A 15,314-nucleotide genomic window follows, 5' to 3' on the forward strand; every position below is an offset into this window, starting at 1 on the left:
GCCACGACGCGCCCCCCTCGGCCTTCTCGGCCGAGGGGGCCGCTCGCTCCCCGTCGAACAGTGCGGTCAGGCGTCGGCCCGGACCTGGGCGGCCGCGGCCCGCGGGGCGTCCTCGGCCACCTCGGACAGGTCGCGGTTACGGGTCTCCCGGGCGCATGCGATGGCGACGACGGTCAGGAGCGCGGCGGCGATCACGTACAGGGCGATCGGCGTCGAGGAGTCGTAGTCGGCGAGCAGTGCGGTCGCGATGAGCGGGGCGGGGGCACCGGCGGCCACCGAGGAGAACTGCGCTCCGATGGAGGCGCCCGAGTAGCGCATCCGGGTCGCGAACATCTCCGAGAAGAAGGCGGCCTGCGGCGCGTACATCGCCCCGTGCAGGACCAGACCCACGGTCACGGCGAGCAGCAGGGCGCCGAAGGTGCCCGAGTCGATCAGCATGAAGAACGGGAACATCCAGGCACCGACGCCGACCGCGCCGATCAGATAGACCGGCCTGCGGCCGATCCGGTCCGACAGCGCGCCCCAGGCCGGGATGACGGCGAAGTGGACGGCGGAGGCGATGAGGACGGTGTTCAGCGCGGTCTGCTTGGAGAGGCCCACCTGAGTCGTCGCGTAGACGAGGATGAACGCGGTGATCACGTAGTAGGAGATGTTCTCCGCCATGCGGGCGCCCATGGCGATCAGCACATCGCGCCAGTGGTGCTTGAGCACCGCGACCAGCGGCATCTTCTCGACCTGGCCGGCGGCAGCCGCCTTGCGCTCCTCGGAGGCGGCCAGCGCGGCCTTGAACACGGGCGACTCGTCGACCGAGAGCCGGATCCACAGACCCACGATCACCAGTACACCGGAGAGCAGGAACGGTATGCGCCAGCCCCATGAGAGGAACGCCGAGTCGGAGAGGAGCGCCGTGAGCGCGGACAGCACACCGGTCGCGAGCAGCTGCCCGGCCGGCGCCCCGGTCTGCGGCCAGGAGGCCCAGAACCCGCGCCGCTTGGCGTCCCCGTGCTCGGAGACGAGCAGCACCGCCCCGCCCCACTCCCCGCCGAGCGCGAAGCCCTGCACCAGACGCAGCACGGTCAACAGCACGGGAGCGATGGACCCGACGGCGGCGTGGGTCGGCAGCAGACCGATCGCGAAGGTCGCGCCACCCATCAACAGCAGGCTCAGAACCAACAGCTTCTTGCGCCCGAGCCGGTCACCGTAGTGCCCGAAGACGAGCGCGCCCAGCGGCCGGGCGGCGAACCCGACCGCGTAGGTCAGGAAGGAGAGCAGCGTTCCGACGAGCGGGTCGGACTCGGGGAAGAAGAGCTTGTTGAAGACCAGTGCGGCGGCCGAACCGTAGAGGAAGAAGTCGTACCACTCGATGGTGGTGCCGATGAGACTCGCGGCGACGATGCGCTTGAGATTCGACTCGGCGGGTGGAGCCGACGCGGGGGAGGCCATGTGCACCACTTCCAGGGGATGTGCGGGGACGTTTTGGTGTTGCCACACCGTAGAAACACGCAGGTCACTGGCGTATGTGGTGGGACACCATAGTTCAGGGCGTCGGGGTGCGCGTCACCACCATGGGGTAGCCGGCGGGGCCGCCGCGATCGCCCGCTCCCCAGCGCCCGGGACGCCGGCGGACCCTCCATCCCGGCCGGTCCACCCGGCGGGCTGTGCTTGGCCGTTGTGGCATCCGAGGCCACAGGCGAACGGCCCATCTCGGCGTGCGGCACATGCCGCGTTCGTGGACGGTGGTGGAGTCCCCATCACCGCCGTACGCACCCAGGTCCCCTGCTTCAGCTGCGGGATCTGGCGGCCGACCCGGGCGAGAGCGGCGAGCCGACGGCCGTCGATTCGGTCATCGCCGCGCGCTCACCCGACGCCGCATCATCCTCACGGGACACCCCTGGCTGCCGCAGCGCTCGTGGCCCTGGTCCACGGAGTCCGGGGCCGTCATCTCCCCGGAGAGGGGAGAGCCGAGGACTCCGCCTGCGCCGCGCTGTCGGTGTGCCGAAGCTCGGCAAGGAGTTCATTCTGTCCGGCCAGGAGTTCAGTGAGGATGCGCCGTGCGGCGCGCAGGAGTTCCGCCACGTCGCCGCCGGCGAGGGCGTAGCTGACGGTGGAACCGTCACGAATGGAGATCACGATGCCGGACCGTCTCAGTACCGCAAGTTGCTGGGAGAGGTTCGACGGTTCGATCTCGATCTCGTTCAGGAGCTCGCGTACGGGTACGGGACCGTGCTGGAGCAGCTCCAGCACACGGATCCGGACGGGGTGCCCGAGCATGCGGAAGAACTCCGCCTTGGCCTGATAGAGCGGCACCTGCATGCGACAACACTCCCAACCCGCGGTTCGACCATTCCAGGGCCGGCAGCTGGACCTGCCGGCTCCAAGGTACCCAGCTCCAGCCATCCTCCCGTTTCCCGGCCCGGCCTGCCCTGGCCTGATCACATTCAGATATGCCGAGTTGAAGACTCTTTCAACTCATGGGCACACAGAGCCGGGAAACAGGGAGACGGCTACACCTCCAGCTCCGCCTCGATACGCCTGAGCTGGTGCCTGGCCATGGCCAGGTTCGCCCGGCCCTTGTCCAGAACGAGGTACAGGAACAGGCCGTTGCCCCCGCGGCCCTTGATCAGCCGCATGAGGTGGTACTGACTGCCGAGGGTGATCAGCACATCCTCGATGTCGTCCTTGAGGCCCAGCATCTCCATCGTGCGGACCTTCGCCCGGATCACATCGGTGTTCCCCGCCGCGGCCACCGTCAGATCGAGATCCTTGCCCCCGCCCAGCGTTCCCAGCGCCATGCCGCTCGTGTAGTCGACCAGCGCGACCGCCACGCTCCCCTCGATCGAGGTCATCGCCTCCTTCAGAGACGTCTCCACAGTCAGCATCCGTACCCACTCCCTCTGTTCTGAACGACGTCGGCCGGAATTGTGAGGCCGGCCGAGTGACGACCGCAGACGCTACCCACACGCTGCCAGGAGTTACGGGAACACCGGGAAAATGGCAGAAATCAAACCCCGTGCCCTAACATGCGCCCCGCGAAGTACCCGTCGACGCACCGCCTGAGATGACAGCACCACGACGCTCCCCAGGCCGAACGAGCCGCCCTGCTGAGCGGCGTCACCCCTCATCGGCAGCCGTTTCGCCTCTCCCCGATCGCGGAACGCGAGGAGCCGGACCGGCGGGGTGACCGCCGGACCGGCTCCGAGGGAGGGTGACTTCAGCAGGCGTCGACCCAGTCGTGCGACGAGACGTTGTCATTGACGAGCTGGCCCTTGCCCGCACCCGGGCTGAAGAACCTCAGGCCGGAGAGGCCGAGGTCGGGAAGGGAGTGGCCCTGGTGGAGGCAGACCCACGAGCCGCTCCAGTTCAGGCCGTAGAAGAGCCGGACGTCCTCGGCGCGGCCCGGGAATCCGTTGTTCCAGACGTCCGAGACCTTGTTGCGGCAGCCCGCCCAGTTGCCGTTGTTCGCGTTCCACTTGCAGTGGAATCCGCCCGCGTGGGGGTGCTCCCAGGCGTAGAGGAATCCGTCCGGGGCGGGAACGGCCGCCGGGGCGACGACGGCCGGCGCCGTGACGGACAGGGGTGCGGCCGCCGCGGGTTCGGCGCCGCGGGCGTCGGCCCCCGGGGCGGTCAGCAGGGTGAGGGCTCCGACGGTGAGTGCCGTTACGAGGGCGCGCGTGGTTCGCATGGTGTGTCTCCTTCTCGGGTGGTGGCCGTACCGCTGTGTGCGGCGCGGCCGCTGGGCCGCCGGGTGCCATGGGGCTCGCGGCGGAGTCGAGGGGCCGGGCGTGAGCCCGGTGGTCGTGGAGGCTGGGGGACGGACGGCGCGTGTGCCGGCCGGTCAGCCCTGGGGGCCGCCGTTCAGAAGCCGGCGGGCACGTGGCAGCGCGGCGGCCCTCAGCCGGTCCCGCGCCTCCACGTCCGCGCGGTAATCGCGGGCCAGAAGCCCGCCGTGGTGGTCGTCGAGACGCCGGGCCGTGCGGGCCAGCGCCGATTCCTCGGCGCAGCGCACCTCCGTCAGGGCGAGGCCGACCTCGCGGTCCTTTCCGAGGGAGTGGACGGCCGAGACCGCGGCGGCTCGGGCGGCGGCCGGAGTCGCGAAGGCGTGCCCGGCGCGCCTCATGCAGACCCGCCATTCACCCAGCCGTTCCAGGTAGCCGGCGTCGGCCATGACGCGGCTCCGACGGATCTGCTCCAGGGCCTCCACACGGGTCGAGGCACGGAACCAGGCACCGACGTCTCCGTACAGCCGCTGCTGGGACTCCGCGACACAGCCGCGGTCGCTGCGCTGCACGGTTCCGCCACCCGGGAGGCGCACGATCAGACCTTCGGGGGAGGGCCCGTTGGCGGCGACCAGGGCCTTGGCCTTGCGGTCCGCCGGCAGTGCGGCGAAGTAGGCGCGGTTCGGGTCCGTCTTGGCCAGGGCCGCCCGCTTGCCGCGCAGCTCTGACCCGTAGCCGTGCCGTCGGGCCCAGGCCGCGTCATCGAGGACGTACGCGAAGGCCTTGGTTCCTGGGTCCTCGTCCAGCGGGAAGACCCGGTAGGTGAACCCGTGTCGGCGCATGCAGTCGCGCAACAGCCGTTGTTCGGCGTCGTGGAGGAGTCGGTCGTCCTCGGTGACCGCCCCTTGGCGAACGGGCGGGACCGGAGACGCCCGTTCGCCGACGGCCGGTTCGCCGAGGCCGGTCAGCACCGTCGCGACGAGGGCGACCGCGGCACCGGTGACCGCCACGGTGGTGGCGACGAGCGAGCGGTGGGCATGGCTGTTCCGGGGCATGAGGGATCTCCTGTGGTGGTCGAGGAACGGGTGCGACGAGACCGGACCCTGGGGCGAGGTGTCGCGGGGAGGGGCGCCGGCCGGCTGTCGGCGTAGGGACGAAGAGGTGTCGCGTCCACGTGGTTCCGCCGCACGGCGCGGGGCGCACCGTGGGTAGGACATCCGGGAGAGGCGCTGCCGTCGAGCGGCGCCGCAACCGGACAACCGCAGTCTGTGCCGGTCGAGAGGCGGTCCGCAACCGTGTCCCGCCTGCTTCGGCGAAGTCGGGATTCCCACCCCGCTGACCTGCGGGGACGCTGTCGTCCCGGGACGCTCGCGAGCCCGGGACAGGGAATCGGGACGGTCACTCCCGCCGGTGCTTCGTCTCGTCTTGCCCCACGCGCAACGCGGCGGCGGCCGTGTCGTTCTCGTGGTGTGCCCCACGTGCCCAGGAGGTGGGGTGCGTCGCCGATGACGTCGTCCGCCGGGGCGGTGCGACCAGAGCCGAGGGAGTGGACGCGTGTACCACCGGAACGGACGAGGGAGCGGACTTCACCGTCGAGCTCAGGACCTGATCGCACGGGTACGGGCAGCCCCTCGCCGGGCGTTCGACGCTCGCCCCCGGGGGTTCGCCGCTCCGTGCTGGGAGTTCGTCGCTCCCCGCCGGGGCTTCGTCGCGGCCCTGGTGCTCGGCGCGGCCGCCGGCCTCGCCGCAATTCCCGCCGGCGCCGCGACCCCCGCGTCCCCGATCGCACCCGCCTCCGCGACCCCTCCTCACCGGGCCGTACGTGAAGGGGGACGCGCCGCTCATGACCACGGAGTCCTTCGCGGGGGCGATCGGCGGACCGGGCGGTCAGGACGTCGTGACAGGCCCCGGTGGCAAGGACCGGATCCTCTTCCACGGCTACGGCGCCGACCGCTCACGACGCGTGCTGTACGTCGCCGATCTGGGATTCGCGGACGGTCGTCCGGTCGTCCGCGGCAGCAAGGTGCTCCACGAGGCGGAGCTCGCCCGGGTGCACCGGGCGACCGTCCGCGATGCGAGGAAGGCCTCGGGCGGCCGGGCCGTCGGGTACATCGACCATCCAGACAGCTTCGTCGAGTTCCGGGTCTTCGCCGCCTCTTCGGGGCCCCACACCCTGACCGTCCGGTACGGCAACGGCTCGCTGGACGCCTCGGGCGCACCGGCGGCCGCGACGCACACGCTGGCCGTGAACGGTGCGGCCGCGGGTGCCGTCGACTACCCGTACACGGGGTGGGACGAGTGGAAGAGCCGCGAGGTGCCGGTGGATCTGCGCGCGGGATGGAACACCGTCCGCCTCTCGAAGGGGGAACACCATACGGAGCTGGACGCGGTGGAGGTGGCGTAACCCCGCCACGACGCCACGCGACGCCGAAGGGGTCCGGCGTCAGGCCCACTTCTGACGTGTGGTCCGGTCGCACGACAACACCTGTACGCCGCCCGCGCTGTCGTCCAGACAGCGCCGGGTCGTGGTGCTCCTGATCTCGACCGCTTCGTCGTCCCCCGCGGTGACGTTCCACCGCTGGGTCGCGGACGGTCCGCAGGCCACGGTCCGCAGGCCGCCGGGGTGGTGGTCCAGGCACTCTCCCGTCGCGTGGTTCCTGAGTTGCACGCTGCCGTCCGCCGTCGTGCGGACGGTCCAGCGCTGGTACGACATCCCGTTGCACGCGTAGGACCGGGTGCCCATGTCGAGGCTGTCGTCGAGGCAGGCACCTGTCGCGCGGCTCACGAAGATCCGGTGGACGTCCGACGCGGCGGTCGGGCCGTGCGCGGACGCCGGTGCGTCCTCGTCGCCTGACGAAGGGGACCACGACTGCACGAGTGCGGTGCTCGCGGCTCCCAGTACCAGGCCGAGTACGGTGCCGGCCAGGGCCCAGACCGTGCGCCCGCCCCGGACGGAGAGACGGCGCCGCGGGGTCTCGGAAGGGGCGTTGCCCGACGGAGTGTCACCGGCCTCCGGGGCTTCCGGGGCCTCCGCCTGCCCCGGTCCGTTGCCCTGTACCGGTCTGCGCTGGCTCCGGTCGGCGGCCTCCCACAGGAGCCGGAAGTCCGCCGGGTCGCCGCCGAGGGCCTTGCACAGGTCGCGGACCGTCGCCCACGGGGGAACGGTGGTGCCGCGGAAGTACCGGGACAGCGACGAGTCGCTGATGCGGACACTCGTTTCGAGGGAACGCAGCGTGCATCCGGAGCGCCGCTGCAGCGCGCGCAGCGCCCGGCCCAACGCGCGGGCCGGATCCTCGTCGTCAGGCCGGTCGGCAGCCACAGCGGCGTCCTTCTGTTCCGGGCCGCACATGATGATGCGGTCGACCGGCCCCGCAGGAGGGGCACATGGTGTCACAGCAGGTCAGAAGCCTAGGGCGCGGCGGATCTTGACGGCAACCGGGCACACTCTCCCGAGGGAAGCCGAGGTCGCCGGTTGACGCGGAGCTGTGGAGGGGCCCGTCGCTCCCCACGGCCGGTACGCGTCAACCGCACGAAGCCCCGGGGTGCGCCCGCAGGGTTCCTGGTGAAGCGGCCTACCGAGACATCCGTTGCTAGGCCTCGCTCGGTGAAGGCGTCAGCACGACGAAGTCGGCGCCCGCCGGGTCGACGCAGACGGCCAGCCGGCCGACGCCCTCCGCGTCATCCGGCCCCATCTGGATGGTGCCGCCGTTCTCGGTGACCTTGGCGACCGCGGCGTCGCAGTCCGTGACGTTGAAGACCGGGTGCCAGTACGGCCGCCCGTTCGTCAGAGCGAGATTCTCCTCGGGCATCTCCATGAGGCCACCGTGCATGCGCTCCTCGGGCAGTCCGGCGGGCGTGATCAGGCTGTACGTCCCTCCGCCGCCCGGCAGTTCCATGTCGCCGAACTGCCAGCCGAAGACCCCTCCGTAGAACTCCTTGGCAGCCGCGGCGTCGCTCGTGTACAGCTCGGTCCAGGACAGTGAGCCCGGCTCGTCCATGAGCTCGGCTCCCGTATTCTCTCCGGGCTGCCAGACGGCGAACTGGCCTCCCAGCGGGTCGCTGTACTGCGCCATCCGGCCCCACTCGTCGAGGTCCCTCGGCGCGACCCGCACCGTGCCGCCGGCACGCTCGACGGCCTGGGTCGTGGCATCCGCGTCGGCGACGTCGTAGTAGATCATCCAGGCCGAGCGGGCGCCCTTCTCGGTGAGCTTGCCGAGCCCGGCGACGATCTTGCCGTCCTTCCGGAACATCCCACCCTCCATGTCCTCCCCCTCCTCCATGGACTCGTAGTCCCATCCCAGTACGGCGCCGTAGAAGGCCGCGGCGGCCGGGACGTCGGGGGCGCCGAGGTCGACCCAGCAGGGGGAGCCGGGGACGAAGTCGGTGGTGATCATGGAAATGTCCTTTCGTGGCCAAGATGTCCTCAGCCTGGCACGGGCCACCGCCCCGCGCCGCTCGACCGCTCCCGGCACCCCCGAGGACGTCCTCCGGACGGCCGTGGCGAGGACGTGGCACGCGCCGTCCCGCGCGGTGACGACCTCCGACACGGTCGTGGACTCGGCCCGCGCCTGCGCCGAGGCGGGATTCACCGGCCTCGCCCGAACCCGCCGGCGCGCCCCCGTCCGGATCGGGGCGCGCGTCAACTCCCGTTCCTCGGCTGGGCGGAGATCCTGCCTGCCCTCGGCGACGTGTCGTACGAGACGGCCGGTGAACGACGGGCGATGGGCTCCTGCCCCCGCAACGGCCCCGGCCTGCCCTGACTTCGGGCGTCGTCAGAGCTTCGCGAGCCTTCGGCGCGCCGCGGCCAGGGAGCGGCCGCGACGCAGAGGCTCCTGCCAGGGATCGTCCCCGTCGAGCCGCTCCGCGACGGTGGACAGCGTCCACCGCCGGGAGGTGAGCCGCGGATCGTCCAGTTCGGCCCAGCTCATGGGGGTGGCCACCGGCGCGCCGGGCAGGGCTCGGACCGCGTAGGGGGCGACGGTGGTCTGGCCGTAGGCGTTGCGCTGGACGTCGAGGTAGAGACGGCCCTTGCGGGCCTGCTGCTTCGGCCGGCGTCGAAAGGCTCCTCACGCGCACGCGGCCGCACTCACGGCTGCGAGCGGTGCCGTAGCCGGCCGTGTCGCGTTCCCGCACCGGTCGGCTCCGATACGTCGCCCTTGGGGCCGGTCGCCCGCTCCCGCATCCCGGGTCGAGCATCATGGGCCACGGGCTCGGCGCGGACTTCGTGCGGTGGCTCCGCCGGTCCGTGGGAAGCCGCGTGGCGCGGAGTCGCCGCGCTCCGCCGGCGCCGGGCCAGGCCGCCGAAGATCAACGCGAGGGCGATGAAGAAGACCAGGGCCATGCCGATACCGGCGAGGAAGGCGCCGAGGGTGTTCACGGTGGCCGGCGTGGTGCCGAGCATCGTCAGGGTGTAGTCGGGGCCACCGGAGCTGTTCTCGGCGACGACGAGGCCGGTGAAGGCTCCGGCGGCGGCGAGCAGAAGAAGTCCGATCAGAAGCATGACGATTCCTTTCGTGGCGATGTGCGCCTGCCCGTCAACCGCGCGGCTAACCCCGGCGCCCGCGCGCCTGCGGTACGCCGTCAGCCCTGCCCGCCTCCCCCCGGGGCGGTGAGCGGGGTGGGGGAGCAAGCGGCCAGGGCCCGTCTTCCGGATCCTGGCGGCGCCCATGTGCCGGATGCCGGATCAGTAAATGATCTCTGTCCATGTGGATCGTTGCGTGCGAGACTGCGCGCCAGGCTGATGCTCATGGGGGGACGGAGTGGTGAGGGTCGGGACGAGCACGACGGTGCGAGCGTGCCTTGCTTCGGTGCTGAGCGGCGCGATCATGCTGTCTGTCGCAGGATGCTCACCGGAGCAACGTCCACTGGCGGCGGTGTACGTGGACCAGCAGGGCACCGCACACGCGCTGCTGAGATCGTGCGACGACGACGGCCGGGTCCGCGGTCCGGCGCTGCGTGGCACCGCTGTCCGCGCTACGAAGCAGGCCACGTCGGACGAGGGGCAGAGCACCGCGCCGGAAGCGTCCCGGACGGAGGAGCCCTGGATCGGCTGGGACACCCGCGGGCGGCACAAGGCTGCGGACTTCCCGCTGTTCGCCCCGCCCTCATCATGGGCGGCCGAGACCCGTGGTCCACAGACCCTGCAACCGGGCTACTCGTATGAGCTCGCGTTCGCCGATCCCGACGACTCCTATGCCTACAGCGCCTCAGTGACGTTCGACGCCAAGCAACTCGCAGGGGTGCCGGACGGAGAGGTTCTGACCCTTCGAGGCACCATGACGAGAGAGGCATTCGAGGTCCTCGCACGCAAGGCTTGTTGACCACTCTCTTGCTCCGCCGGCCGCTCGCGTTCCACCTCACGCCAGGCCGGGCCGGAGACCCACCTGCCGGCACGTCCAAGACGGGGTGGGTGGGGAAGCGAATCGCCGGGCTGCCCGGTACGCCCCGACACGCCTGCTCGAATGCGGCGGAACGTCGACCCGGTCGGCGAGGATCGCACTGCGGCCACCGTCCCGCGTCTCGGACATGAAGGCTGCCCGCTGTGGCAGGCCAGGCCTCGGCGGGCCGCGCCGCCCGGCGCGAAGTCCGCTCCCGGCGTCGGCCGGACGAGTCCGTCCCCTTTCCCAAGCTCGTCGGAGTCACCATGACCCCACCCTCGGACTCACCTCGCCCACGCCGCTACGGGGCGTCGATCCTGCCGGTGCTGATTCCCATCGCGGTCCTGATCGTGGTGGCGGTGTCCGTGGGGTCGTGGCTGCAGTTCACCGAACGGCAGGTGATGGACACGGTCCACACAGCCGGATCGGAAGCCGCGGACCGGGTGGACGTGGAGGCCACCGTCCAACACGTCGACGCCGCGGCCAGAGAGTTGGTACTGCGGATCCGGGTCACCCCGCGCGGGACCCTCGGCGAGGAGGACGGGATCGCCCCGGTGGCCGATCTCAGCCTCCAGACCTCCGCGGCGACCCTCAGCGACCTGGCGTTCAAGGCGCACGAGCGCCTGACGACTCGGGACGTGCAGGTCGCGATGACGGGTGGATCGATCAGCGACTACCCGTTCGACACCTTCGAGACCGACATCGAGTTCTGGGCGCAGCTGGGTGGCAAGGAGGTGCCGGTGCGGTTGCTGTTCTCCAACAACGACACCCTCTTCTCGATCTCCGCGACGCCCACGAGCAACCCGCAAGAGGCCGTCCTGGGGCTGGTGCTGTCCCGATCGGGCAGCCTGCTCGTCTTCGCGGTCTTCATGATGGTCGTGATGTGGGCGCTGGCGGCGTCCGTACTCATCGGGGCCTGGTACCTCACGACCCGCAGCCAGGGCCTGGTCTGGCCGGCCCTCGCCTGGATGGCCGCCACCCTGTTCGCCCTCTCCGCATTCCGCAACACCGCCCCAGGCACACCTCCGATCGGCTGCGTGCTGGACTGGTTCGCCTTCCTGTGGGCCGAGACCATCATCGCCCTCTGCCTGATCGCCGTGGTCATCACGAGCGTCCGCACCGCCCTCCGCCGTGACCACGCCCACGACACGCAGGGCCTGTCTCCTTGATCGGTACTGGAGTCGGCAAGAGGGAGTACGACGGAGTGCGCAGCACATCCAGGTGACTGTGCTGCGCCCGGGGCGCCTTGCACCTGGCGCAGGGCGGGCCGGTCAGTCTCACTACTGTTTCCGTCATGCGCATGAAGATGATCGCGGCCGCCGGGCTCCTCGGCCTGCTGCTCACAGGCTGCGGGACCGGCGCGGACGACGACTCCGCGCCGAAGCCTGCCTATCCGGAACTGCCCCAGAAGATCGTGCAGCCGGTACCGCAACCGACGGGAAGCCTGCACCCGTCGCCGCCGAATGGTGCCGCCTTCCACGAGACCGTCGCCTTCGGCTTGCGCCACAAGGTTCGCGACATGGCCGGCACGGACGGGACGACGACGGCCCGATGTCCTGCGTCCCTCAAGATGAAGGACGGTGCTCAGGCCGTGTGCGTGAGCACGTGGGAGGGCCTGAAGATCGAGTGGGACATCCTCGTCTACACGAAGGCGGACGCTCCGAACGACCTGAAGTGGGGCGCTGAACCTCGCATGGCGATCCTCACGCGGGACGGTGCCGCCAACGCCGTCTACGGCTATTACATGCCCGATCTCGTGCGCTGCAACAACATTCCCAAGGCCGTTCTCGTCCCCATCGAGCGGGAGATGAAGGAGTACACCTGTCAGACCGTGACGGACGGCAGAGCAGGCAAGCACATGCCGGCACGAGTCACCTTGGGCGGCCCATACTTCCGCTGCAAGGGAAGGACGGAGGTCCACGCCTGCGGCTGAACGGGCAGCGGCCCGGGGTACCCGCCCTCGACCGGTGCAATCCACGGCCCGGCGACGACGTCCAACCCTGGGCCCGAACGGCTCAGCGAGGTACGAGCTGCAGCGTGGAGGCGCGAGACTCCGAGGTCAGAACCGTGTCGACGATGCCGGTGTAGCGGCCGTACTTCGCCCGGTAGGCCGCGTCGATGCGGTCGTACTCGGCGGGGTCGGCGTCCTGGAACGCGACGTCCTTGGTGATGCCGCCCGCGCGGACGCGCCCTTGGTGACGGGTCTGGGTGCCGCGGAACCACGGGCCTTCACGGCCCTTGACGGACCGGACGTAGACACGGTCGCCATCCCGCACCATCCACATGGTGACGGGCGCGCGCAGCGTTCCGTCGCCGCGCTCCGATTCGAGGTTGATCTCCTCGACCGCCCCGATGCGGTCGAGTTCGGCATCGGTCCATTCCGTCATGGCGGTCTCCCAGGGGTCGGTGTCCTGTTCCGTGATCATCACTCTGCCCGCGTGGGCGTGAAGGCGCTCGCCGGAGAACGGCGGGTCCCCCGGGCCGCGCCCAGAACCGCGCCCCGGCCCGTCCGCTGGCGCGCCGTGCCAGCGGCATGTCAGCGGGAGACGTGCCGAACGGTGAGCGGGGGTCGCTGGAATGGTCCCGTACCGGTACCCACGAGGTCGCCGGTCATGGCGATCCGCGCCCTCACTCATCGGGAGGCACCATGAACAACGACCTGAGCACCCTCGCGGACGAGATCCTCAAGCTCGAGGCCGAGACCTTCGAGATCTCCGACTACTCGGACGCCAGTGAGGTCGTGCTGGCCGGTTGCACGAGCACCAGCTCCACCTCGACCTCCAGCTCCACCTGCAGCACCACCTCCTGCTCCGCCTGACCTCGGAGCCGGTGCGATCGCGCCCGGTCGGTGCCCTCTCCCGAAGGGAGACGAGCGCCGAGCGGGCCTTTCGCATGCCCGCCGGACCGGCCCCGGCGGTGCGGCTGCCCGTCTCGGGCAGGCCCCGCCGGCGTGAAGACCGCGACAACGCTCGGGGAACGCCGCGCCACTGCGAACTCGCTTTCAGGGAAGGGGCGTTCGTCGTGCGACGCCGACAGGCCCGCCACCAGTGACGCTGCTGCAGCGACTCCGACGGCCCCGCCCGGAGCTCCTTCGCAGCCCCCCCTTGACCGGCGATCTACGCCAGTAGAAACTCACCACTGCCACACGACCGAATGTTTGGTGAAGCCGCCTTCACACATGCTCCGTGGCGCCAGGACGTACTTCCCTGAAGTGCCGGTTCGACCGCCGGTTCGGCAGGTGTTCGACGGTCAACGGGGGTACTCGTGCGTTTCCAGTTGCTCGGTCCGCTCAGCATCACCGACGGGCGTGACGTGGTCGTCCTTCCGCCGGCCAAGCCGACGTCGCTGCTCGCGGCGTTACTGGTCCGCCCCGGCGAGGTGGTCCCGACGTCCCGTCTGCGGCAGGCGGTCTGGGGCGAGGAGCAGCCGGCGACGGCGAAGGCGGCGTTGCAGAGCTGCGTCCTGCGGCTGCGCCGGCTCTTCGCGAAGTACGACATCGAGGCTCAGGCGGTGGTCGCGGTCGCCGGGGGCTACCTTCTTCCCGCCGACGGCGACACCCTGGACCTGCTGCACTTCCGCCGACTGACCTCCGAGGCGGACGGGGCCGGCGAGTCCGAACTCCCCTTGCTGCGCACGGCACTCGGCCTGTGGCGAGGACCGCTGCTCACCAACGTCCCCTCCGAGCTCCTGCACCGCGACGAGGTTCCCCGGCTGGTCGAGGAGCGTCTGCGCGTCCTGGAACGCGTCTGCGAGATCCAGCTGGACCGGGGACGATGTCGCGAGGTCCTGGTGGACCTCTGGGAGGCCACCAGGGCCCATCCCCAGCACGAAGGGCTCGCCGCCCAGTTGATGCGGGCGCTCTACCGGGTGGGACGACAGAACGAGGCGCTGGCCGAGTACCGGCGGATCCGGGCGCATCTCCGGGACGAACTCGGCGTCGACCCGGGCGCGGATCTGCAGAGACTGGAACTGGCCATCCTGCGGGGCGACGAACCCCTCGGCCCCTCCCTGGAGACTGCCGCGCCGCTGGTGACGCCGCACGTGGCCCCGGCGCCCGCCGCGACCACGGGCGACGCCGCGTCCGGCACCCCGGGTGCGCAGCACGGACGCACCGCTCCGGCCGAGCCCCACGCGCCAGGCCGACCGGCCCCGGCCGAGGCCCATCCGGTCGGCGGCGCACACCGGTCCGCCCACGCGCCGGGGCCCCGGTTACCCCACGTCCCCGGCTTCACCGGACGCCCCCGCGAGACCGCCGACCTGGTCAGCCACCTGAGCGGAGGCCACCGGCCCGACGGGCGGACCGACGCCGCCCCCTTGCTCGCGGTCGTCTCCGGCGGCCCGGGCATCGGCAAGACCGCGCTGGCCCTGCACGCCGCGCACCTCGTGGCCGACCGGTACCCCGCGGGCGGCGTGCTGGTGTCACTGAGCGGACCCGACGGCACACCACGACCCGCCGACGAGGCGGCCGCCGAACTGCGCTCCGCACTCCCCTCCGGTGCGTCCCTCGGATCGAGCCTGGTGATACTCGACGACGTCGTGCACCCGGACCAGGTGCGCGGACTTCTCGACCTGACCGGCGCGGGCGCCGTCGTCGTCACCAGCCGGATGGGACTCGCCGCCCTGGTCGCCACCCATGGCCCGGCGGTGCTGCAGCTCGGCGCCCTGTCGCCGCAGGAGTCCTGGGCACTGCTCACCACCGTTCTGGGCCAGGAGCGGGTGGCGGCCGAAACCTCGGCCGCGCGAACCCTCACGGACATGTGCGGCCATGTGCCGCTGGCCCTGCGGATCGTCGGGGCGCGGCTGCTGACCCGGCCCAAGATGCCCCTGGCGGACTACGCCGCATGGCTGCGCCGGGACCTGCCCGCCCGGCTGGCGTTGCCCGACGACCCTCGGATGTCCGTACCGCTCGCACTCGACGGGGCGCTGCGCCGGCTGCCCGCCCCGCTGGCCGACGCGCACCTGCGGCTGGCACGACTGAGCGGGCAGATCACCGCACCGGCCGTGGCCGCGGCCCTCTCCGTCCCCGAGACGGACGCCGAGGAGCTGCTCGAGCGGCTCCTCGACCACGGGCTCCTCGAGGAGGACGAGCCCGGGACCCTCCGTATGAACGAGTTGTTCCGTGCCCACGCGCTCCACAGGGCCGCCCGACCCGGCGGCATGCCGCAGGCCGTCGTCGCCACGGCCCGGCGCGCGCTCCCGTCCGGAGCCACCTGACGGTCCG

The 15,314-nt window shown here is 71.3% G+C and carries 15 protein-coding genes and 1 pseudogene; 6 read left to right on the forward strand and 10 right to left on the reverse strand.

Translation table 11 applies throughout. The features are described from left to right. Window positions 1-66: 66 nt before the first annotated feature. The 5 genes from ACFC0D_RS06705 to ACFC0D_RS06725 form a co-directional block, all read right to left on the reverse strand. Window positions 67-1,443 (reverse strand): MFS transporter, encoded by a 1,377-nt coding sequence (locus tag ACFC0D_RS06705; RefSeq protein ID WP_376431776.1) that lies wholly within the window; start codon window positions 1,441-1,443, stop codon window positions 67-69. 495 nt (window positions 1,444-1,938) lie between these two features. After that, complete coding sequence (locus ACFC0D_RS06710) at window positions 1,939-2,313, reverse strand: ArsR/SmtB family transcription factor (RefSeq protein WP_376431778.1); 375 nt, start codon at window positions 2,311-2,313, stop codon at window positions 1,939-1,941. Between the two features lie 191 nt (window positions 2,314-2,504). Next, on the reverse strand, window positions 2,505-2,879 hold the full coding sequence (locus tag ACFC0D_RS06715) for a hypothetical protein (protein WP_376431780.1): 375 nt from the start codon (window positions 2,877-2,879) through the stop codon (window positions 2,505-2,507). Window positions 2,880-3,211: 332 nt separating this feature from the next. Continuing rightward, window positions 3,212-3,682: a peptidase inhibitor family I36 protein gene (locus ACFC0D_RS06720; protein ID WP_376431782.1), complete on the reverse strand. Its 471-nt coding sequence runs from the start codon at window positions 3,680-3,682 to the stop codon at window positions 3,212-3,214. Window positions 3,683-3,835: 153 nt separating this feature from the next. Beyond that, window positions 3,836-4,771 carry a hypothetical protein gene (locus tag ACFC0D_RS06725; protein ID WP_376431784.1) on the reverse strand — a complete coding sequence of 312 codons (936 nt, stop codon included), beginning with the start codon at window positions 4,769-4,771 and terminating at the stop codon, window positions 3,836-3,838. Window positions 4,772-5,559: 788 nt separating this feature from the next. Here ACFC0D_RS06725 and ACFC0D_RS06730 point away from each other — a divergent pair. After that, on the forward strand, window positions 5,560-6,120 hold the full coding sequence (locus tag ACFC0D_RS06730; RefSeq protein ID WP_376431786.1) for a hypothetical protein: 561 nt from the start codon (window positions 5,560-5,562) through the stop codon (window positions 6,118-6,120). A 39-nt stretch (window positions 6,121-6,159) separates the two neighbouring features. Here the strand turns inward: ACFC0D_RS06730 and ACFC0D_RS06735 are convergent, their stop codons facing one another. The 4 genes and pseudogenes from ACFC0D_RS06735 to ACFC0D_RS06750 all read right to left on the reverse strand — a co-directional run bounded on the left by ACFC0D_RS06735 (window position 6,160) and on the right by ACFC0D_RS06750 (window position 9,216). After that, entirely contained in the window at window positions 6,160-7,035 is an 876-nt protein-coding gene (locus ACFC0D_RS06735; RefSeq protein ID WP_376431788.1) for a helix-turn-helix domain-containing protein, read from the reverse strand. Window positions 7,036-7,306: 271 nt separating this feature from the next. After that, entirely contained in the window at window positions 7,307-8,110 is an 804-nt protein-coding gene (locus ACFC0D_RS06740) for a VOC family protein (protein WP_376431790.1), read from the reverse strand. Between the two features lie 378 nt (window positions 8,111-8,488). Further along, a pseudogene (locus tag ACFC0D_RS06745) lies at window positions 8,489-8,749 on the reverse strand (ATP-dependent DNA ligase); the annotation flags it as partial. Between the two features lie 53 nt (window positions 8,750-8,802). Then, window positions 8,803-9,216, reverse strand: a complete 414-nt coding sequence (locus ACFC0D_RS06750) for a hypothetical protein (protein ID WP_376431792.1) — start codon at window positions 9,214-9,216, stop codon at window positions 8,803-8,805. A 307-nt stretch (window positions 9,217-9,523) separates the two neighbouring features. On the opposite strand from ACFC0D_RS06750, the gene ACFC0D_RS06755 reads away from it, so the two are divergent. From ACFC0D_RS06755 to ACFC0D_RS06765, 3 genes are all read left to right on the forward strand, one after another. Then, window positions 9,524-10,036, forward strand: coding sequence for a hypothetical protein (locus ACFC0D_RS06755; protein ID WP_376431794.1), 513 nt, complete (start codon window positions 9,524-9,526; stop codon window positions 10,034-10,036). A gap of 323 nt (window positions 10,037-10,359) precedes the next feature. Next, window positions 10,360-11,262, forward strand: coding sequence for a DUF4436 family protein (locus tag ACFC0D_RS06760; protein WP_376431992.1), 903 nt, complete (start codon window positions 10,360-10,362; stop codon window positions 11,260-11,262). A gap of 125 nt (window positions 11,263-11,387) precedes the next feature. Continuing rightward, window positions 11,388-12,026 carry a hypothetical protein gene (locus tag ACFC0D_RS06765; RefSeq protein ID WP_376431796.1) on the forward strand — a complete coding sequence of 213 codons (639 nt, stop codon included), beginning with the start codon at window positions 11,388-11,390 and terminating at the stop codon, window positions 12,024-12,026. An 82-nt stretch (window positions 12,027-12,108) separates the two neighbouring features. On the opposite strand, the gene ACFC0D_RS06770 is transcribed toward ACFC0D_RS06765, so the two are convergent. After that, entirely contained in the window at window positions 12,109-12,519 is a 411-nt protein-coding gene (locus tag ACFC0D_RS06770) for a DUF2255 family protein (RefSeq protein WP_376431798.1), read from the reverse strand. A gap of 221 nt (window positions 12,520-12,740) precedes the next feature. Here ACFC0D_RS06770 and ACFC0D_RS06775 point away from each other — a divergent pair, with 221 nt between their 5' ends. Together ACFC0D_RS06775 and ACFC0D_RS06780 are read left to right on the forward strand one after the other, a co-directional pair. After that, window positions 12,741-12,911: a thiazolylpeptide-type bacteriocin gene (locus ACFC0D_RS06775; RefSeq protein WP_376431800.1), complete on the forward strand. Its 171-nt coding sequence runs from the start codon at window positions 12,741-12,743 to the stop codon at window positions 12,909-12,911. A gap of 446 nt (window positions 12,912-13,357) precedes the next feature. Continuing rightward, window positions 13,358-15,307 (forward strand): BTAD domain-containing putative transcriptional regulator, encoded by a 1,950-nt coding sequence (locus tag ACFC0D_RS06780; RefSeq protein WP_376431802.1) that lies wholly within the window; start codon window positions 13,358-13,360, stop codon window positions 15,305-15,307. The last annotated feature ends 7 nt before the right edge of the window (window positions 15,308-15,314 follow it).

The organism is Streptomyces sp. NPDC056222, assembly GCF_042264065.1.
GTDB lineage: Bacteria > Actinomycetota > Actinomycetes > Streptomycetales > Streptomycetaceae > Streptomyces.